Source organism: Eubacterium sp. AM05-23 (assembly GCF_003477535.1).
Classification (GTDB): Bacteria; Bacillota; Clostridia; order Eubacteriales; family Eubacteriaceae; genus Eubacterium; species Eubacterium maltosivorans.
The window spans coordinates 192,489-213,758 of record NZ_QUDF01000005.1 but is presented as its reverse complement, the minus strand read 5'-3'; the positions used below and the strand labels follow the sequence as shown (position 1 = coordinate 213,758).

Genomic DNA, 21,270 nt, shown 5'->3' with positions numbered 1-21,270 from the left:
GGAGGCCTCCTAATCTCTCAGCTCTTTACCCGTGATTTCGAGGAATACGTCATTTAGTGTTGGCTCCTCAGAAGTGACACGGCCAAAGCTGATTCCGTTATTTTGCAGATAGTTAAGCAGCTGCATTAAATTATTTTTCCCACCAGAATAATGGATTTCCAGAAAGTTGTTCTGGTAGTGGACCTTTGAGACAGAGTCCTGTGACTCAATGATGTGAAGATGAGCGTCGGAAAGATCAAAAATTTCGACGTGTACGGTTTCCGCTGAGCGAATCATGGCTTTCAGTTCTTCCTTTGTGCCCATGGCCAGTGTTTTCCCTTTATCCATAATGGCAATGCGGGTGCAGATCTGTTCAACCTCTTCCATATAATGAGAGGTATAGACAATTGTCGCTCCCTCCTCGTTAAGCTTTTGAATACCTTCCAGAATAGCATTCCGGCTCTGCGGATCGACAGCGACGGTTGGTTCATCAAGAATGATGAGCTTTGGTTTATGCGCAATGCCACAGGCAATATTTAAACGTCTGAGCAGGCCGCCACTGAGTTTTTTGGGCAGAAAGCGTTTGAAATCTTCAAGGCCGACAAAACGGATTGCCTCCTCGACCAGAGCGCGGCGTTCTTCCTTGTCCTTAATATATAGACCGCAAAAGTAGTTAATGTTTTCATAAACGGTTAATTCATTAAACACCGCGACATTCTGCATAACAATTCCGATATCCCGCTTGAGAGCGTAAGAGGTTGGCGTCATAGGTTTACCGAAAACCTCAATGCTGCCTTTGTCATATTTGAGCAGGGATAAGATGCAATTGATGGTGGTAGACTTTCCTGAGCCATTTGGCCCAAGCAGACCAAAAATTTCGCCTTCTCTGACCTCAAGATTAAAATGATCAACGGCGACGAGTCCACCGTAACGCTTAACTAAATTTTTAACATTGATGACCATGATGGTGCCTCCTGTATATGATACTCTTATTTTACGCTGCCATCTTGGCTTTCGGTAGTGTCTTACATCAACAAAACGTATGACAAATGTAATTAAGAAAATAAATTTGTGTAAAAACTAAAAGAGTGGTATAGTAAAGTATTAAGAATTTTATTGAGGAGGAAGTTTATGAACAGCTTGTTTAACCGTATTACGCTGCTGATCTGTTCCTGTGCGCTGGTCGCTCTCGGCAGGATAAGCATCTTTTCGGTCGTTGCTTTTCTGGCTGCGGTGACAGTCTCAGCGTTGAACTACTATTTTTCAAACCGCTACTTCAAAATTGCAGCCATCGGCGTATTCACCATTGCTTCCTTTTATTGCACGGATTTTTTCTTTTACTATCCGCTCGTATATTATGATGCTTTCAGCAAGAGTGGCATTGGGTTGTTTTTTCTGGCAGGTACAGCCCTTGTGGTTAATCTGAAAAGCCTGCCCTTTAATATCGGGCTGATTTTGATTATTCTGTTTGGGCTGTCAGGTTTGCTTCGCAGAAACGAGGAGCTGGTTAACCGGCTAAACCTTGATTACCGTACCCTTCGAGACACAACGCGTGAAAACGCAATGCTGCTAGAGAGTAAAAATAAAGACCTGATGGAAAAACAGGATTATGAGGTGAATCTGGCAACCTTAAATGAACGAAACCGTATCGCCCGTGAAATACACGATAATGTTGGGCATCTGCTGTCCCGCTCTATCTTACAGGTGGGCGCACTCATGGCAATCCATCCAGAGGAGCCGCTTCAGGAAAATCTGGTTGAAATCAAGGATACGCTTTCCCAGGCTATGGACAGTATTCGGGATTCAGTGCATAATCTTCACGATGAATCTATTGACTGCCAGACTCAGATATGCTCGTTGATCGATGATTTTGATTTCTGCGAGGTCTCCCTTGATTATGGAATCGAAGGTAACCCCTCGAAGGAGCAGCGGTATGCCTTTATTACAATCGTAAAAGAGGCGCTTTCAAATGTTATGCGTCACTCAGATGCCAGCAGTGTAAAAATCTCCTTGAGAGAGCACCCGGCATTGTATCAGCTCATTATTGAGGATAACGGCAGTACTATAGCCTCAGGTCACAGCGGAATCGGTTTACAGAATATCGCAGACCGTGTAGAGGCTCTGAACGGCAATCTAAATATCCGTAGAGAACATGGCTTTCACATTTTTATTTCCATTCCAAAGGAGGAATCCCATGAAAGTAATCGTTATTGATGATGACCGTCTGGTCTCAGTATCCCTTAAAACCATTTTGGAGGCGGATGCTGAAATTGAGGTTGTAGCGCTGGGAAACAGTGGAGGGGAGGCAATTGCTTTGTACGATGAGCATAAACCGGATATTTTGCTTATGGATATACGGATGGACGGTATGACCGGTCTTGAGGCGGGTGAGCTTATTCTTGCTGCGGACAGAGACGCCCGGATTTTGTATCTGACCACTTTTTTAGATGATGAATATATTATCAAAGCGCTCAAAATAGGCGCAAAGGGTTACCTGCTCAAGCAGGCCTTTGAGAGTATCGTGCCAGCGCTGAAGGCAGTTTACAGCGGACAGAGTGTATTTGGCGATGAAATTGTGACGAAAATTCCGATGCTCCTTGGTGGAGAAGCAGCTGTTGATTTTTCTTCTTACGGCATCAGTGAGCGAGACTTGGAAATTATTGAGGGAGTGGCTCAGGGGCTGAGCAATCGGGAAATTTCAGAAACACTTTTTTTGAGCGAGGGTACAGTGCGCAATTATATCAGCAATATTTTAGATAAACTTGAGCTGCGCGACAGAACTCAGCTGGCCATTTTTTATTTCAACCATAAGTAAGGAGGTTTTCTCCATGGATGACGAGATATTGAAAAAACAGGAAGAAAAGAAAATTTTTTCCGGTGAAATTACACCTGAGGATATGGATGAGCTGTTATATCCTCAGGAAGACAACCCTGAAAAAACCAAAAAACAAGTTAAAGAGACATTCAGATGGAAGTCGAGCAGCGAAAAGGAAGAGCGACGGGTTCAGCAGATGACCGATTCAGCGGTCTTCAGACTGATGGACCGCTATGCGGAAAAATCAAAAAATGTCGCGCTCGAAAATGGCTCTGGCCAAAATGTGCGCCTTGAACCTACACTGATGATTACCGACAGCTACTGGTATGGCTCGTCAGCCAAGCTGTCTTTTAAGATAGGTGAAGACCGCCTTTATGTTGTAAAAGATCTGAGTGCTTTTATGGCGGCTTTTGATAATGGAGAGGAAATTCGATACGGTAAAGCTTTGGTATTACGCCATTTTGAAGAAAATTTTGATGAGCGAAGCCGTAAGTATCTTCATTTTCTTAAAAGCTTTTATAATGAAAGCAATAACCGGGCTTTGGCTGTGTATAAAAAGAGCTTCAATGATAATGTAAAGTACATGTACCTTAACGGTCCTATGCTTGACGCATATATGGCAATATGGGACAAAGAGCCAGAGCTGCCCGTTGATATTGAAGGCTCAGTCATGCTTGCCTCAATTGTACAGTCCAACGCGCATATCAGCATTCGAATTTCAGATATAGGAAAATCCTATATCATCGAGCTTTTAAATGACGAGGCATTGGTGCTGGATGGGCAGGAACGGCTCTATATCTGTGAAAAAGGAAAGATTTATTATTGCGATCCTTCCTACAGTCGCAATACAAGAGATTTTCTGAAGGCGATTATCCGCAATAAGCTGACAATGACTGTGATGAAAGAAGATATGAAGGGCTTTTACAATACGGTTTTATCCAGCCTCGAACAGTACTTCTCCTTTGTTACAGACTGTGACATGAGCGCCTATGAGCCTAAACCACTGGTGGCTAAGGTCTATTTTGATGCACCCCAGGAGGACTTCGTTATGGGGAAAGTGTTTTTCAGCTATGGTGATGAGGAGCATGAAGCATTTAAACCAAAGGATATGATTAAAAGCCAGGATCTGCGTGGTGAGTATCAGATAGAGCAGCTCATCAAAAAATATCTGGACCGCTATGATGCTGTCGGTAATTTTGCGTATATTGACGGTGATGAGGACAAGATTTTTGATCTTTTCAGCGAGGGATTAGAGACCATATCCTCAAAGGCAGAAATTTTTGCGACAGACCAGTTTAAAGGCTTTAAAATTAAGCCGCCTGCCACTGTCCGTGTTGGCATAAGGGTAAGCGGCGATCTGCTTGATCTGGAATTTGATCTGGATGGCCTTGATATACATGAATTGACCGAGGTGCTGAGCTCATACCGTCAGGCCAAAAAGTACCACCGGCTTCGGGATGGCAGCTTTATTAATATCCAGGATAATGCGCTGGGTGAATTTTCTGAGCTGGCGGATGTATTAAGTTTGAACGCAAAGGAGATAGAACGGGGGACTGTGTCGGTAGCGAAATTCCGTGCGCTGTACCTGGATGCCCTGTTTAAGCAGAGTGAAGGGATTAAGTATAATCGGGATACCACTTTCAAGCAGATTGTCAGAGATATCAAAGATGTCTCTGATTCTGACTTTGAGGTACCAGCCTCGCTGAAGCCCATTCTGCGCAATTACCAGAAAACTGGCTTCAGATGGCTCAAAACCATTGCGGCGTATGGATTTGGTGGTATTTTAGCAGACGACATGGGGCTTGGAAAAACACTGGAAGTAATTTCTCTGCTGCTGTCTCAGAAAGAAAGCGGGGCACAGACTACCTCACTGGTCGTCTGTCCTTCATCGCTGGTATTAAACTGGGAGAGTGAAATTGCACGTTTTGCGCCTGAACTTAAAGCAATTGCCGTCATGGGAACTGCTGCAGAACGCCGGGATAAAATCGCCGCAGCTGCCGAGGCAGATGTGCTTATTACCTCATACGATCTGCTCAAAAGAGATATTTTGTATTATGAAGACTTGCATTTTCATTATGAAATCATCGATGAGGCCCAGTACATTAAAAACCATAACACACAAAATGCTAAATCTGTTAAGGTGATCAACAGCGCAGTCCGTTTTGCTTTGACGGGTACGCCGGTAGAAAACAGCCTGGCTGAGCTCTGGTCTATCTATGATTTTTTAATGCCCGGATATCTCTATACTTATCGGAAGTTTCGTGAAAAATTTGAAATACCGATTGTCCGCGAGCAAGATAAAAAGACGTTGGAGCGGCTGAACAAGCTCGTATCGCCCTTTATTCTCCGGCGTCTCAAAAACGAAGTTCTCAAGGAGCTCCCTGAAAAGACGGAGACGACTATGTATGCATCTATGGATGGTGAACAGAAAAAGCTCTATCTTGCGAATCTGGCAAAAAGCAGGGAGGATCTGGCCTGCGAGTTGGATGGAGGCGATTTTGAACGCCGGAAGCTTATTATTCTGGCAATGCTGACAAGGCTTCGCCAGATCTGCTGCGATCCGTCACTGGTCTATGAAGATTACACTGATAAGAGCGCCAAGCTAGAGCTCTGTCTGGAAATTCTCGAAACCTCTTTAGCTTCTGGACACAAGGTGCTTTTATTTTCCCAGTTCACTTCGATGCTTGAAATCATTGAGAAGGAACTTGTTAAGAGGGAAATCGGTTTTTACAAGATTACAGGGCGGACAAAGGCTCAGGAGAGACTGCGCCAGGTTAACGCTTTTAACGAGGATGATACGCCAGTGTTTTTAATTTCCCTTAAAGCTGGCGGGACAGGTCTCAATCTGACTGGCGCTGATGTAGTCATTCATTATGACCCGTGGTGGAATCTCAGCGCACAAAATCAGGCCACCGACCGCGCACACCGTATAGGACAGATGAGCAGCGTCCAGGTCTATAACCTTATTGCAAAAGACAGTATTGAAGAAAAAATACAAAAGATGCAGCAGGCTAAAGCTGAGCTGGCAGATTCGATTATCCGTGAGGGTGAAGGGGCCATTTCCAGCATGTCTAAAGACGAGATTATCGGTCTTTTCGAATAGCATAGAAAGGAAGTTCATATGGAAGAATACATGAAAAATCTGGAAAAAAGCGCGCTTTTTAAATCAGTTAAGAGCGATAACCTTTCTGCAGTGCTTAAGTGTCTGGGGGCTGTCTCAAAGCATTATGATAAAAATGAACGCATTCTAAATAGTGGAGATGAGGTCATCGGCGTGGGGATTCTGGCTAAGGGGCGTGCACAGCTTATTAAAGAGGACGCCATGGGAAACCGCAATATTATCGGAGAGATAGAAGGGGGCGATCTTTTCGCGGAATCCTTTGTCTGCGCGGGCATAAAGGAAAGTCCCGTAACGGTAGTGGCCCTGGAAAGCTGTGTGGTTCTTTTTATTCAGGTGAATAAAATCATTGATGTCTGCAGCAATGAATGCAGTTTTCACAAGCAGATTATCAACAACCTGCTTAAGATTATCGCCAGAAAAAATTTGCATCTGAATAGAAAACTGGATTATCTGAGTTTGAGAACCACGCGTGAAAAACTTTTAGGATATCTGAATGACCAGCAGCGTCGTGCCGGGACAAATCCTTTCACGATCCCTCTGAATCGTGTGCAGCTGGCAGATTACCTGTGTGTTGACCGAAGCGCGATGTCGAGAGAACTTGGCAGATTGAGAGATGAAGGGATCCTCCGTTTTAAGCGCAGTCTTTTTTATCTGAAGGACATTGAGAATGACGCATTATAGAGTACGAAAAAGCCGTCGTAAAACAATGGCGATCCATATTTTGTCTGATGGACAGGTGGAGGTCAGGGCGCCATTAAGGACACCTCAAGCTATTTTGGACCGGTTTGTGATGGAAAAGGCACAATGGATCGAAGCGGCCAGTACAGAGGCTAGAAAGAGGTATAAAAAACGGCAGGAATTCACTTTAAAAGATGGCTGTTCACTGTTTTATCTGGGGAAAAGACTGCCGTTGGTATGCTGTGAACTCAAAAAACCCCTTTTTGACGGGGAGTGTTTTTATATACCTGAAGGATTTACAGAGGAAAAGATGAAAGAGGCAGTTGTAAAATTATATCGTTCTGAAGCTAAAAAAGTTTTAACTGAAAAAGTTCACTATTTCGCGGAGCATATGCACGCAAAACCAACAAATGTTAGAATTAATGCTGCCCGTACCCGCTGGGGCTCATGTTCTGGCAAAAACAGCCTGAATTTTTCATGGAAGCTTATGATGGCCCCCGAAAGGGCCGTTGAATATGTGGTGATCCATGAACTTGCTCATACATTTGAGCATAATCACTCGTCAGCATTCTGGAGCATTGTCACTGCGCTTATGCCGGATTATAAAATGCAGCAAAGTATCCTTAAAGAGTTGGGAACTTTGTTGAGCACACAGGACTGGGAGATATGATTTTCATTGCGTTTAAGGAATTTGCTCACGGGTATAACAACAGAAAATTATTCTAAGGAGAGCAAGAATGAAAGAATTGTACGAGTTCGACGCAATGATTAAAAAAGTACCTGATATCAATGGTGCTTATATTGAAATACCGTTCGATGTTAAAGAAACTTTTGGTCGTGGAAGGGTGAAAGTGCACGCCACTTTTGATGGCGAAGCGTATGACGGAAGTCTGGTACGCATGAAAACACCTTGTCATATTCTCGGTATTCGAAAAGATATCCGTGAAAAAATTGGGAAACAGCCTGGTGAGACTGTTCATGTAACGATCAGGGAGCGGAGGAACAAATAGAGCTCGAAATAAAACATTATACTTTAAAACAAGAAGAGTTTTAACGATTTAAAGTGTCAAAATAAACTTTTGTGTTTGAAAGATTTTCAAAATAGTCTTTCAAATTTACGTACAAAAATTTGAAAAATTCATAAAATCTTAAGAAATATGCAAAAACAACAGATAAAAATTCATCTGTTGTTTTATTTTTTATCTTATTTTAAGGTTTGAGGGTTATAATAGATATATTATAATCTGATAAATAGACGAGGGAGAGTGAAAAAATGACAAATGTATTTTCAGAAGAAAAGCCCGAAGTGCTCGACTATATTGAAAAATTAGAGAAAAATAATCATATTGATCCGGAATTATTTGATAAATACAAGGTAAACAGGGGTCTGCGCGACTTGAACGGAAACGGTGTTCTCACTGGTTTAACAGAAATTTCTGAGATCATGTCCTTTATTATGGACGGAGACCAGAGGATCAACTGCGATGGCCAGCTTTACTACAGGGGTATTAACGTTCAGGATCTGGTAAAGGGCTTTGTCAAGGAAAAACGCTTTGGGTTTGAAGAAGCAACCTATCTGCTTCTATTTGGTGAGCTGCCCAACAAACAGGATCTGGATATTTTTGTGAAGGTATTGTCACATTATCGGACATTGCCAACGAGCTTTGTCCGCGATATCATCATGAAAGCACCCAGCCGCGATATGATGAATACTTTGGCCAGAAGCGTTTTGACGCTTTATTCTTACGATGACCGTGCCAGCGACACATCGATCCCAAATGTATTACGTCAAAGTCTGGAGCTGATTGCACTTTTTCCATTGCTTGCAGTATATGGTTATCAAGCTTACTGTCATTATGAGCTGGGCCAAAGCCTTTACATACACTCACCGCAGCCTGAGCTCTCTACGGCTGAAAATATTCTGTATCTTTTAAGACCAGATAGCAAATATACCGAGCTTGAAGCTAGAATTCTTGATATTGCACTTGTACTTCACGCGGAACATGGCGGTGGGAACAACTCAACCTTTACCTGTCATGTTGTTACTTCCTCAGGTACTGATACTTATTCTGCCATTGCAGCAGCTTTGGGCTCACTTAAAGGTCCAAAGCACGGCGGAGCCAACATTAAAGTCTGCGAAATGTTTGAAGATATGAAAAAAAATGTCAATGACTGGAACGACGAAGAGGAAATCAGTATTTATCTGAGAAAGCTCCTGCACAAGGAAGCTTTTGATAAAGCTGGGCTGATCTATGGTATGGGCCATGCGATTTACTCCAAATCAGACCCGAGAGCCGAAGTCTTTAAAAAATTTGTCCGTAATCTGGCGGAAGAAAAGGGACGTATGGACGAGTTTGCGCTCTATTCCAATGTGGAACGTCTTGCGCCGCTTATTATTTCTGATGAAAGAAAGATGTACAAAGGAGTCAGTGCTAACGTCGACTTTTACAGCGGATTTGTTTATCACATGCTGGAGCTGCCTACCGAGCTCTATACACCGATTTTTGCAATCGCGCGTATTTCGGGCTGGAGTGCTCACCGTATCGAGGAACTTCTCAATGCAGGAAAAATTATCCGTCCAGCTTATAGAAATGTTCATGAGCGCAGGGAGTATATTCCAATTAATGAACGATAAAAATGCAAAAGCATCAGACTTACAGCCCGATGCTTTTTTTAATTGCGGAGCGCTACAGAATCCTTATTGTAATATTTGGCGACACTTATATTCCGCCAATCATTTCTATCTGTCTTGATATCATCGTAATACAGGACATAAGGTTTTACTGTATAGGCAAGAACGTTGGCATGGTTAATGGACTTGTTCTGGTAGATTTCGTTTCGTTCGTCGGCTTCCAGAGCATATTGTGATGCTGAGCCTTCAATGAGCGACTGCAGAGCGCTGAGGCTTGTCACTGGTGTTTTTGCCAAGGGGAGGGTCAGGACGATAAGAACCAGGGCAGCACTGGTAAAAACATCTGGTGGTGGCAGTGCTTTTTTTAATGGGCTGTGCCACAGGTTTTGAATATTTTTATGCTTTTGTATGCGATGAAATATCCACCCTGAAGTATAGAAAAGTATAAAACCCCAAAACCATAAAAAGTTGAAATATAAAATATTCATAATCCGTGTTTCCCAGACGAGACTTCCTGCGCCCAACGCATAAATAGGAGGAGTAAATCCGGCTGCAAAGACACAGAATGCAAGAGACAATGCGATTAAGGGGTACCGAAAAGAAAAACGGCTTTTGCGCGCCAGTTTTACCAGAAGGACGGAGAGGAAAAAAATGCCTGCCGCAACCGGTAGGGACATCCACTGCAGAAAATAATGTCCAGCACATTGAAAGGACTGTAAAACAGCAGAAATTGGAGATGGCTGTGACACAAGGGTCTTAAGTGTATCAGCTTGACGTACGCCGTTGCCGGGAGCAAAAGCGGAAATCAATATGCCAGCAGTTGAAAAAACAAAAACCATAACGGTGCCAAAGCAATGTGTGCTTTTGCGGTACCAGAGTATTGCAGCCATTATAGCCAGAAGTATCAGGTTTACCAGGGAAGACACAAAGTTGCCTCCGGAAATAAAAAAACCGAGGATGCACGCACCGGCGAGGGCCAGATATTTATGCCGTACAGGTCTTTTTTGATAGTAGATAAGCAGCAGACCAAAAAGTATCAGGGACATGGCGTAAATAAAGGTGTAGGAAATAGCACCGTCAAACCAGTATATTCCCTGAACGGCTGAAGGCAAAAATTGAAACTCTAATATTAAAAGCGTACAGCCAATGAAAAGCGTTGTATCACGATCCGCATTTAGATAATTTTCCAGCAAGATTTTTAAAAGAAAAAAAGTGCTGAAGATTACAGATAATACCATAACGACCGGGACCCAGTGGTATAATCCAAAAACAGATGGCTGAAGAGCCCCCAGAAAAGTTGCGAAGAAATTGCCGTCCCAAGTCATATAAGAATGCACCATTTGATTCCATGCAGTGAGCAGAGTTTGAAAAAAAGAGCCGGTGCTGTCCCAGGTTTGCCGCGTCAGCAGCCCGTAGACATAATCATCTGCAGATGGCTGATCATAAATTGAGATAGAAAAAACAGGGATAAGGGTGATTAAAAAAACGAAGATGGTTAGCAAATTCTTATAGTTTTTTTTAGAGACAGGTGTCAGTAAATCATATTTGTTCATAGCATTCTCCGATTATTAATTATTTTTCATATGATAGCACTTAAAAAATGAAAAAAACTTAATCTTAAAACATTTTAAGCTTAAGTTTTTCTACAATGCTTGACATAAACCTCAAAAGGTAATATACTACCTATGTTTAAAAATATATAAAATAAGGAAACAAAAATGTATCGTGGAAAAGTGGAAACAATGGATCCCCGTTTTCGAGTTTTTGGAAATCTTTTTTCGCTGGTAACCAGACTGGAGGTTATGGGAAATAGCCCCGATTTCCTTGGCGAGCTGACTACAAAGCAGTGGTATCTGCTGATTCATCTCATTACCTTTTTCAATGAGCCACCAGCTTTGTCCGAATTGGCCGCTGAAATGGATACCTCGCACCAGAACGCCAAGGCTATTGCCTTAAAGCTTCAAGAAAAAGGTTTTCTCACTCTTGTGAAAGATGAAAAAGACAAAAGGACACTGCGGGTCGTACCAGACAAAGCAAGAATTGAGACCTATGAAGCAGAAATGGGCGATGAGAACAACACCTTTGTCGAAGTATTTCTCGGCGCTTTGTCGGATGAGGAGCTTTTAATATTTGATCGTGTACTGGCCCAATTAATGGAAAAAGCAGAAACGATCAGAGAGGAACGAAAGATAAAATGAGTAAAAAAGCAGTGATTTATGCATCTGAATATGGGAGCACAGAGATATACGCAAAGTGGCTGGCGCAGGAACTTTGTGTCCAGGCATTTTCCCTAAAGAAGATAAAGCTAGATGTGTTAAATGAGAGTGATATTTTGGTTTATGGCGGCGGTATTTATGCCAGCGGTATTAAAGGAATTAAGATGTTTAAGAAAAAATGCGGGTCATTTCAGTATAAAAAGATTATTATTTTTACTGTGGGGCTGGCCGATCCACAGAAAACCGATTATAGCGAAATATTGAAAAGCAATTTTACAGATGAGGAAAGGAAACGCTTTAAATTCTTTCATTTACGCGGTGCCATAAATTACAAAAAACTTTCACTGCCACATCGCGCCATGATGGCGATGATGATGAAGATGTTAAAATCAAAGCCTGATTCTTTCAAGGAAAATGCAGATTTTTTTGAAAGCTACGGAAAAATGATTGATTTTAAAGATAAAAGCGCTCTTGCTCCTGTCATTGAATATATCGAGCAGATATCAGATTAAAAGCAGAATTTAAGGGACAGTATTATCAAAGATATGTTATAATGCTTCCATAATTCAACATGTGAGAGGAAACACGATGAAAGTCATTATACAGGATTTAACGGCGGAAGCTTTTAGTGCGCTCTGTCCGCCGTCTCTTGAAAATATTCAGGTAATCACAAATGAAAGTGATCGGGTCAAGTGTTGCATTGGCTGTTTTGGATGTTGGGTAAAGACACCGGGAACCTGTGTCCTTAAAGATGGATACGGCGATCTTGGAAAATTATATGCTGAGTGTGACGAGCTGATCGTCATTTCAAAGGTTCAATACGGCGGATACAGCGCTTTTGTTAAAAATGTAATGGACAGAAATATTGGTTATCTTCTGCCCTTTTTTACGGTTCGCAAAAATGAAATGCATCATGCAGACCGCTACCCCAATCGGCTTAAAATGACAGTAATCGGTTATGGGGAAGACATTACCGAAGAAGAAACCAAAACATTTAAGCATTTGGTTGCTGCTAATGCTTTAAACCTTAATGTGGAGGGTTATCGTGTTATTATAGTAAAAAAACCTGAGGAAGTTAAAAATGTACTGGAGGCTCTAAAATGAAAATAACACTGATTAACGCCAGTCCTAAAAAGCGCGGCAGCTTTTCGAACTATATTCTTAATGAGTTGCTTCCGCTTGTCAAAACAGAATCCGAGCCGGAGATTTTATCCATGTCTTTTTGGGATGATGATTTTTTTAATGATCTTTGTAGCAGTGATGTGCTGGTCTTTGCTTTTCCTCTGTATGTGGATAGTCTGCCAGCAAGCTTTTTGCACTTTTTAATGCATTTTGAAGAAAGGCTTAAGGGTTCTCCGGCCAATATCCGCATATATGGGTTAGTGAATGCTGGGTTTCTGGAAGGACATCAGAACCGTTATGCGCTCGAGATTTTATCACATTTTTGCCGCAGGGCAGGTCTGACCTGGGGTGGCGGTCTGGGTATTGGCGGAGGCCCTTTTCTTCATGGAATGGCCAATGTTTCATGGAAATTTTCTGCTAAGCGTCCGGTCTATGATGGGCTGGTTCACCTTTCAGAGGCCATCAAAAATGGGCAGGTGCTGGAAAATGATTTGCTGATTACCCCGAAAATTCCGAGAAAAATATATATGACTGTTGCAAACCATCAGTGGATCACAGAGGCTAAAAAAAATGGATTGAAGAAAAAAGAGCTTTATAAAAAGTAAAATATTAGATGGTACCGGTGTTTTTCACCGGTGCTCTTTTTAGTTTTGTCATAGACTTGACAGGACTTTCAAAATGCCGTATGCTGTTCTCATCATTGTTAAGGGAGCCAACAAATGAAGTATAAATTTCCAAAGGTAGGAATGCGAATGGTAAAGACTGCGGTAGCGGTTTTTATCTGCCTGCTTATTACCTTTATAAGGCCTGAAAGTGTGCCGATATATTCTACCATCACGGCTGTGCTTTGCATGCAGCCATACTTGTCAAACACCAAAGAGATCGCCATTAACCGAATTGTCGGAACGCTGATCGGTGGTCTTGCGGGGATGCTTGTGCTCATGTTTATGCGTAGCTATATACCATGGCCCACAATACAGTTTGGCATTGTTTCGCTCTGTATGATTCCGTTGATCTATGTAACGCTGGTCATCAATCATTCGTCAGCTTCTGCATTTACCTGTATTGTGTTTCTTGGGACGACCATTGCTGCAACACCAGACACTGCCCCCTACATCATTGCCTCCTATCGCATGTTTGATACACTGATCGGCATATTGGTTGCCCTGGTGGTTAATGCTTTTCATCTGCCGGTACACCGTAACCGAAGCGTTCTTTTTGTTTCGGAGCTCGACAACACTCTGCTGCATTCCGATGGAAAAATAAGCTCATATGCAGAATTCCATATAAACCGAATGATTGATGACGGCGAGTGGTTTACGATTGTTACAGACCGCACACCAGCCACACTTGTGCCGATTCTTGAAAATCTGAACTTGAACCTGCCGGTTATCGCAATGAATGGTGCTGTGTTCTATGATGTTCAGGATCGTTCTTACTCCTTTTCGCTGCCGATGGATCGTGAGGTCAGCGATGCGATTGAAAGCGTTTTTGAAGAGGAGAGACAAAACTGTTTTGTGCACGCTATCATTAACGAGACAATGCATATTTACTATGGCGATTTCAAAAACACAGCTGAGGAGCGTTTTTATCATCGGCTGCGCCGCACAAGCCACAAAAATTATGTCTTCGGCGGTTTGCCAGAAGATCAGCAGGCGGTTAACATTACTTCGGTCAATGAGGAATCTGTGAACAATCGGATTCGGAAAAAAATCGAAGCCCTGGACATCGGTAAGCGCATCGAGATTATAAACACACCCAGCCACGACGCAGAGGGTTACACAGTTATGGATATTTACAGCGCTGACGCCACAAGGGAAAATGCTATTTTAAAAATGAAAAAGGATTTATCTGTAGATCAGATTGTTGCCTTTGGCAGCTCAAACCTGAATGTGCCGACCTTCAAGCTTGCAAACCGCGCATATGCGGTAGAGAATGCAGCGCGCGCGTTAAAGGAAGCCGCTACCCAGACCATTAGCAACAATGACAGCGACGCGGTCGTGAAAATGATAGACAAGATATTTTACCGCAAAAAGGGTGTTTAATTCTATTCCGCTATACAGACAGGAGGAATTAAAATGAATAAAAACACGGCAGTAAGCTCTTTTTTCAGCTTGCTGCCGTGTTTTTGTTAAAAGGTTAATTCGATATGATCTTTGTTGCAGTTTTTACACTGGATAATCATAGACTTAAGTATATTATTTTCTATACTTACTTCGTCAATGGAAAATTTGTGATCTTCAAGCGCTTTTTTAAAATCCACCACGCTGTTTGGCTTTTCATCAATTTCTACCTTGTTTCCGCAGACACTGCATTGAATAATGATTTTCATAAAAATCCTCCGTTTTATTCTATAGGTTTATGTAAGCTTACACCCTTATATTTACCCTTTAAACAGAGAAAACAACAGACTCAAAGTTCTGTTCCCAAAACCACTCGTTCATTTTTGCCAGACATAAAAGCAGACAGCGCACGGTAGTTTTTAGAGAAAATACTGCCCTTTTTCCAGATGAATGCAAAATCATGGGTGATATCAAATCCCTGAATAGGTATTTCCCTTAACGTTTCACCAGCCAGCTCCCGGCCGGCAGCCACCTCGTATAAAAAGGTAACACCGCAGTTTTTTTCAGCCATTTCTTTTAAAGCGTTGACATTATTAACCTCAATAATTTTCGAAAAATCAGTAATGGCATAATTATTCAGTTTCAGGTACTGTTCAAGGATATTGCGACTGCCAGAGCCAGGCTCTCGAATCAACAGCGGCTTAGAAAATAAAACCTCAATAGGGCAGGGGACAGGTAAAGTCTCGGCATCAGCGCTTTGGACGGCAATAAAACGTTCGGTCGAGTAGACAGCGTAGTCGTAATTCTCTTTTGGAAAATAGCCTTCGATCAGGGCAAAATCAAGATCGTTGTTATCCAGTTGCCTGAGCAATGACTGGGTATTATCAACTGAAACGCGAATTTTTGCCTTGGGATACTGCTCCAAACAGCGAGATAGAATACCGCTTACCACAAATTCGCCAATGGTGAGGGTTGCCCCAAAATTTAAAGAACGAATATGCAGATGGCTACTTTTTAGATGCTCTCTCAAAATACAGTCATCGTGCTTCATGGCAGAAGCAGCGTGGAGCAAGGCAGTACCTTCAGGAGTCAGTTCCATTTTTTTGCCATGAAATTCAAAAAGACGGACGCCATAATCTTGCTCTATAAAATGAATGTGCTGCGAAACAGCAGGCTGTGTTATATTAAGTGCTTCTGCCGCACGTGTATAATTCATGTATTGACAAACCGTTAAAAAAGTATTGATTCTAAAATCTAACATTTTGGCCTCTTTCTTATATTTTTGTTTAACTATAACATATTTTTATGGCAGTATAAAGATAAATAATTTTTCATTATTGATAAAAAGTGATATCCTTCTATCATAGCATGAAACATATTTTACGAAAGAGGAAAAGACATATGAATTTTATCTCAAGAAGCTGGAAAGGTATTTTACTCTGCCTTGTTATCGCCATACCCGCATGGTTTGCAGGACAGGCTCTTCCTGTTATAGGCGGCCCCGTCATTGCTATTCTGGCAGGAATGGTGATCACGCTTTTATTAAAAAATAAAGAGCCTCTGCAGAACGGCATCACTTTTGTTTCAAAAAAGATTTTGCAATATGCGGTTATCCTGCTTGGTTTTGGCTTAAATCTTTCTGTTGTTCTTGAAACTGGACGGCAGTCGCTGCCGATTATCATTGCGACAATCTCAACCTCTCTGATCCTCGCATTTGTTCTACACAAAGTGTTGAAGATCCCAGGAAACATTTCGACGCTGGTAGGGGTGGGCTCTTCAATCTGTGGCGGGTCAGCCATTGCGGCGACCGCGCCGGTGATTGAAGCCAGTGATGAGGAAGTAGCACAGGCCATTTCGGTTATTTTCCTGTTTAATGTGCTGGCTGCAGTTCTATTTCCAGCCTTTGGCACTATGCTTGGCTTTTCAACCACTGACGGCGGAGCCTTTGGTGTGTTTGCCGGTACAGCCATTAATGACACCTCGTCCGTTACTGCTGCGGCTGCGACGTGGGATAGCATGTATCATTTGGGCACTGCGACACTGGACAAAGCCGTTACAGTCAAACTGACAAGAACGCTGGCTATTATCCCTATTACACTGGTGCTGGCATTCTGGAGAACACGGAAGGAGGAGGAAGCCGAGGGCGGTAAGGTAAGCTTTAAACAAGTCTTCCCGTTTTTCATTCTGTTCTTCATACTGGCCTCGGTCATTACAACTGTAATGACCTCCTTCTTCGGTGTTCCCATAGAGTTTTTTACACCGCTCAAGGAATTAAGCAAGTTTTTTATTGTTCTCGCCATGGCAGCCATCGGACTGAACACAAATATCATTAAACTGGTAAAAACAGGGGCAAAACCAATTTTTCTGGGGCTTTGCTGCTGGATCGGCATTACCCTTGTCAGCCTGATGATGCAGCATTTTCTGGGAATATGGTAAAAGGTTAAGTTTCTTTGAATCAAGGAGGTTTTCAAAGTGAGTTATACATTGAGTTTTTCTGAGGCGAACAGTATTTTTGATACACTACAAAAAGAGTATGAAATATGGGCGCCAAAACGTTTTACCGGAAAAGGACGATATTCTGATACTGATATCATCCGTTACGATAAGGTTGGCCGTATTGAAGAAATTGAATTTAATGAAAAATCTGATTTTCCTGCTAAGGAGGTGTTAACGCCTATCTCAGAATCGTTGTTCTACTTTACAGAAGATGCGTTTATGGAAAGCCGGGGAACTTCAAAAAAACTGCTGATTTTCATGCGTCCCTGCGATGTTCATGCCAAGTATCATCAGGAAAAAATTTATCTTCAAAATGGCGGGTTTGAGGACAGCTACTATAAACGTATGAGTGAGAGAGTGAAAATTGTTCTGATGGAATGCAAAGAGGGATGGGATACCTGTTTCTGTGTAAGCATGGGGACGAACAAAACAGATGATTACGCTGCGGCTGTTCGCGCGGGGAAGGATATCCTGAGCCTTGAAGTCAAAGACGCTGAGCTGATTCCTTATTTTGAGAGATGCACATCCTGTGATTTTAAGCCTGAATTTATTAAAAAAAACGATCTGACACTGGAGGTTCCAGAAATCAATGACCGGAATGTTTTGGCTAAACTAAAGGTTCACCCCATGTGGAAAGAATTTGACAAGCGCTGCGTCTCCTGTGGTGCCTGCACAATCGCGTGCAGTACCTGTACCTGCTTTACAACAACTGATGTCATCTACAATGAAAATACAAACGTCGGTGAAAGAAAACGTACTTCTGCATCCTGTCAGATAGGCGGCTTTACCGATATGGCTGGAGGTATGTCTTTCAGGCCAACTGCAGGTGATCGTATGCGCTATAAGGTACTTCATAAATTTCATGATTATAAAGCGCGGTTCAAAGATTACCATATGTGTGTAGGCTGTGGGCGCTGTATCAGCCGATGTCCTGAATTTATTTCAATCGTCGCTACAGTCAATAAGATGACCCGAGCTATTGATGAGATACAAGATGAAATAAAAGCACAGGAGGTACGTTAAAATGGCAAATATTATGCAACCACAGGCCTGTAAAATTATGGACATCAAAAAAGAGAGCCAGCACGAGTATACTTTTAAGGTGAAAACGGATATACGCCCCAGGCATGGCCAGTTTTTTCAGCTTTCACTCCCTAAGATTGGCGAGGCGCCCATTTCGGTGAGCTCCTTTGGGGATGGATGGCTGGATTTTACAATCCGCTCTGTTGGAAAAGTTACGGATGAGATTTTTGAAAAGCAGCCAGGCGATGAGCTATTCCTGCGCGGCGCTTACGGTAATGGCTGGCCGGTCGACCAATTTAAGGGAAAGCATATGGTCATTATTACCGGCGGCACTGGCCTGGCGCCAGTCCGCAGTATGCTGCATTTTTTTACCGAAAATCCAGATTATGTTGAGAGTGTTAATCTGATTTGCGGGTTTAAAAATGAAGCGGGAATTGTTTTTCGTCAGGAGCTTGAAAACTGGCGGCAATCCTTTTCCACCCTCTATACCCTTGACAATGAAAAAATTGAGGGCTGGCATAAAGGCTTTGTGACAGAATTCGTTTCACAAGTTCCGTTTTCAGAGTTTGGCGATAATTATGAGGTTGTACTCGTAGGACCACCGCCAATGATGAAATTTACAGGCATTGAGTGCAGCAAAAACGGCGTGCCGGATGAAAAAATCTGGCTTTCTTTTGAACGCCGCATGTCCTGCGCGGTAGGGAAGTGCGGACACTGCCGAATTGATGAGGTTTATGTCTGTTTAGATGGTCCGGTGTTCAATTATACACAGGCCAAGTACCTGGTAGATTAGTGAAAGGAGCGGCAAAAGATGAATCATGATATCGATGTTAAAAAAGTACGGACAAACTGTTTCAGACAGTCTAAAGTGCCCGGCGAATTTATGCTGCAGATGCGTGTGCCTGGCGCAGTGATCGAGGCCAAGCATCTGAAGGCTGTGGCCGAAATCTGTGAGCGCTGGGGCAATGGCTCCTTTCATATGGGAACCAGGCAGACACTGGATATTCCAGGTGTCAAATATGAAAATATCCCTGAGGTAAATCGTTATATCAAGACTTATATTGAAGAGGTTGATGTAAAAATCTGCGATTGCGGGATGGAGGCAGACGATTATGGCTATCCCACCATTGGAGCCCGTAATGTTATGGCGTGTATTGGAAATACACACTGTATTAAGGGAAATGCCAACACCTATGAGCTCGCAAAAAAAATCGAAAAATTAGTCTTCCCTTCACACTATCACATTAAAGTTGCTGTTGCCGGGTGTCCTAATGACTGTGTAAAGGCTAATTTTAATGATTTTGGTATTATGGGCGTAAATAAGCAGGTTTATGACTATGACCGCTGTATTGGCTGTGGTTCCTGTGTGGATGCCTGCCAGAGCCATGCTACCGGGGTGCTTACACTCAATAAAGACGGGAAGATTGATAAAGACGCCTGCTGCTGTGTAGGCTGTGGTGAGTGTACCTTAATCTGTCCTACTGGAGCGTGGACAAGAGATCCAAAGAAATTATATCGTGTGACCCTTGGGGGGCGTACTGGAAAACAGAGCCCGCGCTCAGGAAAGCTTTTTATGAACTGGGTGACAGAAGAAGTAGTTTTGGGAATGTTTGCAAACTGGCAGAAATTTTCAGCCTGGGCCTTGGATTATAAACCTGAGTATCTCCATGGCGGTCATCTCATTGACCGCGTCGGATATAAAGAATTTATCAAACATATTTTTGAAGGGGTCAACTTTAATCCCGAGGCAAAAGTTGCGGATGATATCTACTGGGCAGAAAATGAACAGAGAAGCAATATACATGTCATGCCCTTATCACAGCACAAACATGCGGGGCCACAGGAATCCAAATAAGAATATGATCTCTCAATATAAGAGGCGCGGGTGATTTGTTCCGCGTCTCTTTCTGTGTTAAGATAAGGGTAATCGATAAACAGGAGGTAGAAGCATGAGAGTCATATCGTTAAGGGAAGAACCCGTTTATACACAAGCCGCCATCGATTTTTTCCAAAGCCGGTGGGCAACAGATAGTAATAAAATGATTTATGAGGACTGTATTGTTCATGGGCTTACCACAGAATCACCACTGCCTCGTTGGTATCTTTTGCTCGAAAGTGATAGGATTATCGGCGGCGCTGGCCTGATTACCAACGATTTTGTGAGCCGTATGGATCTTTGGCCCTGGATATGCGCTGTTTACGTTGAAGAGGAATACAGAGGGCACGCCTATGCGTCTCGTCTTCTCGAACGGGCGCGTGAGGACGCTGGGAAGGCTGGATATTCTTATGTCTACATTTGTACAGACCACGTCGGCCTTTATGAACATTATAATTACGAGTATATCGGCACTGGTTATCATCCCTGGGGAGAAGCCTCCAGAATCTATCGGGCTGGCACCGAAAAGGCTGAAAATATAAACGGCGCCGGAATATAGGTAAAGATGACAGAAAATTTAAAGGAGAAAAGCTAAATGGAGAAAAATGAGCGAGCATATCCGCAGTTTTCTATGTGTGGTCTTAACTGTGGCCTGTGCCCCATGTATCATATGAGAGAATCCGGCTGTCCCGGCTGCGGAGGAAAGGGCCATCGTTCCTGCACAATCAAGAAATGCGGACAAGAACATGACAATATTGAGTTTTGCTTTCAATGCCGGGATTATCCCTGTGAGCGCTACGAGACCGTTAGTCCATATGACAGCTTTATTTCATACCGCCACGTGTTGAAGGACTTTCAAAAAGCTGAGCGTGATGGCCTGGAAAACTACAAAATAATGCTGAATGAGAAAATTGAGATACTTCGTTATCTTTTAAAGAACTATAATGATGGAAGACGGAAAACATTTTACTGCACAGCTGTGAATCTCTTAGAGCTTGAGGATGTAAACAGAGTGATGACGCAGATAAAGGAAGCAATTGCTCCTGAGACACCTCTGAAAGAGAGTGCTAAACAGGTTGTCTATCTGTTTCAAACCATGGCGGAAGAAAAAGAAATATCATTGAAGCTGAAGAAAAAGAAAGCGAAAAAGGAAAAATAGGCCTGAATTTAAAAAGGGCTTAAAGGCGTAATGAGATAGAAATGAAGCTTTACAAACCCACAGCCTGCCTGAATTTTGCTGAAGAAACAG

General features: G+C 42.6%; 22 protein-coding genes. 18 read left to right on the top strand and 4 right to left on the bottom strand.

What is annotated here, in order from left to right:
- Window positions 1–9: 9 nt before the first annotated feature.
- A complete protein-coding gene (locus tag DW091_RS08595) occupies window positions 10–942 on the bottom strand; it encodes an ABC transporter ATP-binding protein (RefSeq protein ID WP_058694557.1) in 933 nt (310 codons plus the stop codon).
- 168 nt (window positions 943–1,110) lie between these two features.
- Here DW091_RS08595 and DW091_RS08590 point away from each other — a divergent pair, with 168 nt between their 5' ends.
- The 7 genes from DW091_RS08590 (at window position 1,111) to DW091_RS08560 (ending at window position 9,228) form a co-directional block, all read left to right on the top strand.
- Entirely contained in the window at window positions 1,111–2,193 is a 1,083-nt protein-coding gene (locus tag DW091_RS08590) for a sensor histidine kinase (RefSeq protein ID WP_074616828.1), read from the top strand.
- Window positions 2,174–2,794, top strand: a complete 621-nt coding sequence (locus DW091_RS08585) for a response regulator transcription factor (RefSeq protein WP_096919840.1) — start codon at window positions 2,174–2,176, stop codon at window positions 2,792–2,794. The genes DW091_RS08590 and DW091_RS08585 overlap by 20 nt, the downstream gene beginning before the upstream one ends.
- Before the next feature lie 13 nt (window positions 2,795–2,807).
- Complete coding sequence (locus tag DW091_RS08580; protein ID WP_118517941.1) at window positions 2,808–5,897, top strand: DEAD/DEAH box helicase; 3,090 nt, start codon at window positions 2,808–2,810, stop codon at window positions 5,895–5,897.
- A gap of 18 nt (window positions 5,898–5,915) precedes the next feature.
- Window positions 5,916–6,596: a Crp/Fnr family transcriptional regulator gene (locus DW091_RS08575; RefSeq protein ID WP_058694560.1), complete on the top strand. Its 681-nt coding sequence runs from the start codon at window positions 5,916–5,918 to the stop codon at window positions 6,594–6,596.
- Window positions 6,583–7,263: a SprT family zinc-dependent metalloprotease gene (locus tag DW091_RS08570; RefSeq protein ID WP_058694561.1), complete on the top strand. Its 681-nt coding sequence runs from the start codon at window positions 6,583–6,585 to the stop codon at window positions 7,261–7,263. Before DW091_RS08575 ends, DW091_RS08570 begins: the two co-directional genes overlap by 14 nt.
- A gap of 67 nt (window positions 7,264–7,330) precedes the next feature.
- On the top strand, window positions 7,331–7,603 hold the full coding sequence (locus tag DW091_RS08565) for a DUF1905 domain-containing protein (protein ID WP_096919843.1): 273 nt from the start codon (window positions 7,331–7,333) through the stop codon (window positions 7,601–7,603).
- A 263-nt stretch (window positions 7,604–7,866) separates the two neighbouring features.
- Window positions 7,867–9,228 (top strand): citrate/2-methylcitrate synthase, encoded by a 1,362-nt coding sequence (locus DW091_RS08560; protein WP_013380547.1) that lies wholly within the window; start codon window positions 7,867–7,869, stop codon window positions 9,226–9,228.
- 38 nt (window positions 9,229–9,266) lie between these two features.
- On the opposite strand, the gene DW091_RS08555 is transcribed toward DW091_RS08560, so the two are convergent.
- Entirely contained in the window at window positions 9,267–10,778 is a 1,512-nt protein-coding gene (locus DW091_RS08555; RefSeq protein ID WP_118517940.1) for a DUF6056 family protein, read from the bottom strand.
- A 165-nt stretch (window positions 10,779–10,943) separates the two neighbouring features.
- Here DW091_RS08555 and DW091_RS08550 point away from each other — a divergent pair, with 165 nt between their 5' ends.
- From DW091_RS08550 to DW091_RS08530, 5 genes are all read left to right on the top strand, one after another.
- A complete protein-coding gene (locus DW091_RS08550) occupies window positions 10,944–11,423 on the top strand; it encodes a MarR family transcriptional regulator (protein WP_058694566.1) in 480 nt (159 codons plus the stop codon).
- Window positions 11,420–11,953: a flavodoxin domain-containing protein gene (locus tag DW091_RS08545; RefSeq protein WP_118517939.1), complete on the top strand. Its 534-nt coding sequence runs from the start codon at window positions 11,420–11,422 to the stop codon at window positions 11,951–11,953. Before DW091_RS08550 ends, DW091_RS08545 begins: the two co-directional genes overlap by 4 nt.
- A gap of 76 nt (window positions 11,954–12,029) precedes the next feature.
- A complete protein-coding gene (locus tag DW091_RS08540; protein ID WP_058694568.1) occupies window positions 12,030–12,545 on the top strand; it encodes a flavodoxin family protein in 516 nt (171 codons plus the stop codon).
- Window positions 12,542–13,168 carry a hypothetical protein gene (locus tag DW091_RS08535; RefSeq protein WP_058694569.1) on the top strand — a complete coding sequence of 209 codons (627 nt, stop codon included), beginning with the start codon at window positions 12,542–12,544 and terminating at the stop codon, window positions 13,166–13,168. The genes DW091_RS08540 and DW091_RS08535 overlap by 4 nt, the downstream gene beginning before the upstream one ends.
- Window positions 13,169–13,282: 114 nt before the next feature.
- Window positions 13,283–14,608, top strand: a complete 1,326-nt coding sequence (locus DW091_RS08530; RefSeq protein WP_118517938.1) for an HAD hydrolase family protein — start codon at window positions 13,283–13,285, stop codon at window positions 14,606–14,608.
- An 86-nt stretch (window positions 14,609–14,694) separates the two neighbouring features.
- Here DW091_RS08530 and DW091_RS08525 read toward each other — a convergent pair whose 3' ends face one another.
- Together DW091_RS08525 and DW091_RS08520 are read right to left on the bottom strand one after the other, a co-directional pair.
- Window positions 14,695–14,895: a hypothetical protein gene (locus DW091_RS08525; RefSeq protein ID WP_058694571.1), complete on the bottom strand. Its 201-nt coding sequence runs from the start codon at window positions 14,893–14,895 to the stop codon at window positions 14,695–14,697.
- Between the two features lie 80 nt (window positions 14,896–14,975).
- On the bottom strand, window positions 14,976–15,887 hold the full coding sequence (locus tag DW091_RS08520) for a LysR family transcriptional regulator (RefSeq protein WP_074616838.1): 912 nt from the start codon (window positions 15,885–15,887) through the stop codon (window positions 14,976–14,978).
- 140 nt (window positions 15,888–16,027) lie between these two features.
- Between DW091_RS08520 and DW091_RS08515 the strand changes: the two genes are divergently transcribed.
- From DW091_RS08515 to DW091_RS08490, 6 genes are all read left to right on the top strand, one after another.
- Window positions 16,028–17,062: a YeiH family protein gene (locus tag DW091_RS08515; RefSeq protein WP_058694573.1), complete on the top strand. Its 1,035-nt coding sequence runs from the start codon at window positions 16,028–16,030 to the stop codon at window positions 17,060–17,062.
- A 36-nt stretch (window positions 17,063–17,098) separates the two neighbouring features.
- Window positions 17,099–18,145, top strand: a complete 1,047-nt coding sequence (gene asrA, locus DW091_RS08510; RefSeq protein ID WP_058694574.1) for an anaerobic sulfite reductase subunit AsrA — start codon at window positions 17,099–17,101, stop codon at window positions 18,143–18,145.
- A gap of 1 nt (window position 18,146) precedes the next feature.
- Window positions 18,147–18,938, top strand: coding sequence for an anaerobic sulfite reductase subunit AsrB (gene asrB / locus DW091_RS08505; RefSeq protein WP_096919850.1), 792 nt, complete (start codon window positions 18,147–18,149; stop codon window positions 18,936–18,938).
- 18 nt (window positions 18,939–18,956) lie between these two features.
- Entirely contained in the window at window positions 18,957–20,000 is a 1,044-nt protein-coding gene (asrC, locus tag DW091_RS08500; protein ID WP_058694576.1) for a sulfite reductase subunit C, read from the top strand.
- 94 nt (window positions 20,001–20,094) lie between these two features.
- Window positions 20,095–20,580, top strand: coding sequence for a GNAT family N-acetyltransferase (locus DW091_RS08495; protein WP_118517937.1), 486 nt, complete (start codon window positions 20,095–20,097; stop codon window positions 20,578–20,580).
- Window positions 20,581–20,616: 36 nt separating this feature from the next.
- The gene (locus tag DW091_RS08490; RefSeq protein WP_058694578.1) at window positions 20,617–21,180 is read left to right on the top strand and encodes a DUF3795 domain-containing protein; all 564 of its coding nucleotides are present in this window, start codon (window positions 20,617–20,619) and stop codon (window positions 21,178–21,180) included.
- Window positions 21,181–21,270: the final 90 nt, after the last annotated feature.

Bases quoted from the DNA above. Each gene is read 5' to 3' on its own strand.
- DW091_RS08595 (WP_058694557.1), bottom strand. From the start codon at position 942: ATGGTCATCAATGTTAAAAATTTAGTTAAGCGTTACGGTGGACTCGTC.
- DW091_RS08590 (WP_074616828.1), top strand. From the start codon at position 1,111: ATGAACAGCTTGTTTAACCGTATTACGCTGCTGATCTGTTCCTGTGCG.
- DW091_RS08585 (WP_096919840.1), top strand. From the start codon at position 2,174: ATGAAAGTAATCGTTATTGATGATGACCGTCTGGTCTCAGTATCCCTT.
- DW091_RS08580 (WP_118517941.1), top strand. From the start codon at position 2,808: ATGGATGACGAGATATTGAAAAAACAGGAAGAAAAGAAAATTTTTTCC.
- DW091_RS08575 (WP_058694560.1), top strand. From the start codon at position 5,916: ATGGAAGAATACATGAAAAATCTGGAAAAAAGCGCGCTTTTTAAATCA.
- DW091_RS08570 (WP_058694561.1), top strand. From the start codon at position 6,583: ATGACGCATTATAGAGTACGAAAAAGCCGTCGTAAAACAATGGCGATC.
- DW091_RS08565 (WP_096919843.1), top strand. From the start codon at position 7,331: ATGAAAGAATTGTACGAGTTCGACGCAATGATTAAAAAAGTACCTGAT.
- DW091_RS08560 (WP_013380547.1), top strand. From the start codon at position 7,867: ATGACAAATGTATTTTCAGAAGAAAAGCCCGAAGTGCTCGACTATATT.
- DW091_RS08555 (WP_118517940.1), bottom strand. From the start codon at position 10,778: ATGAACAAATATGATTTACTGACACCTGTCTCTAAAAAAAACTATAAG.
- DW091_RS08550 (WP_058694566.1), top strand. From the start codon at position 10,944: ATGTATCGTGGAAAAGTGGAAACAATGGATCCCCGTTTTCGAGTTTTT.
- DW091_RS08545 (WP_118517939.1), top strand. From the start codon at position 11,420: ATGAGTAAAAAAGCAGTGATTTATGCATCTGAATATGGGAGCACAGAG.
- DW091_RS08540 (WP_058694568.1), top strand. From the start codon at position 12,030: ATGAAAGTCATTATACAGGATTTAACGGCGGAAGCTTTTAGTGCGCTC.
- DW091_RS08535 (WP_058694569.1), top strand. From the start codon at position 12,542: ATGAAAATAACACTGATTAACGCCAGTCCTAAAAAGCGCGGCAGCTTT.
- DW091_RS08530 (WP_118517938.1), top strand. From the start codon at position 13,283: ATGAAGTATAAATTTCCAAAGGTAGGAATGCGAATGGTAAAGACTGCG.
- DW091_RS08525 (WP_058694571.1), bottom strand. From the start codon at position 14,895: ATGAAAATCATTATTCAATGCAGTGTCTGCGGAAACAAGGTAGAAATT.
- DW091_RS08520 (WP_074616838.1), bottom strand. From the start codon at position 15,887: ATGTTAGATTTTAGAATCAATACTTTTTTAACGGTTTGTCAATACATG.
- DW091_RS08515 (WP_058694573.1), top strand. From the start codon at position 16,028: ATGAATTTTATCTCAAGAAGCTGGAAAGGTATTTTACTCTGCCTTGTT.
- asrB (WP_096919850.1), top strand. From the start codon at position 18,147: ATGGCAAATATTATGCAACCACAGGCCTGTAAAATTATGGACATCAAA.
- asrC (WP_058694576.1), top strand. From the start codon at position 18,957: ATGAATCATGATATCGATGTTAAAAAAGTACGGACAAACTGTTTCAGA.
- DW091_RS08495 (WP_118517937.1), top strand. From the start codon at position 20,095: ATGAGAGTCATATCGTTAAGGGAAGAACCCGTTTATACACAAGCCGCC.
- DW091_RS08490 (WP_058694578.1), top strand. From the start codon at position 20,617: ATGGAGAAAAATGAGCGAGCATATCCGCAGTTTTCTATGTGTGGTCTT.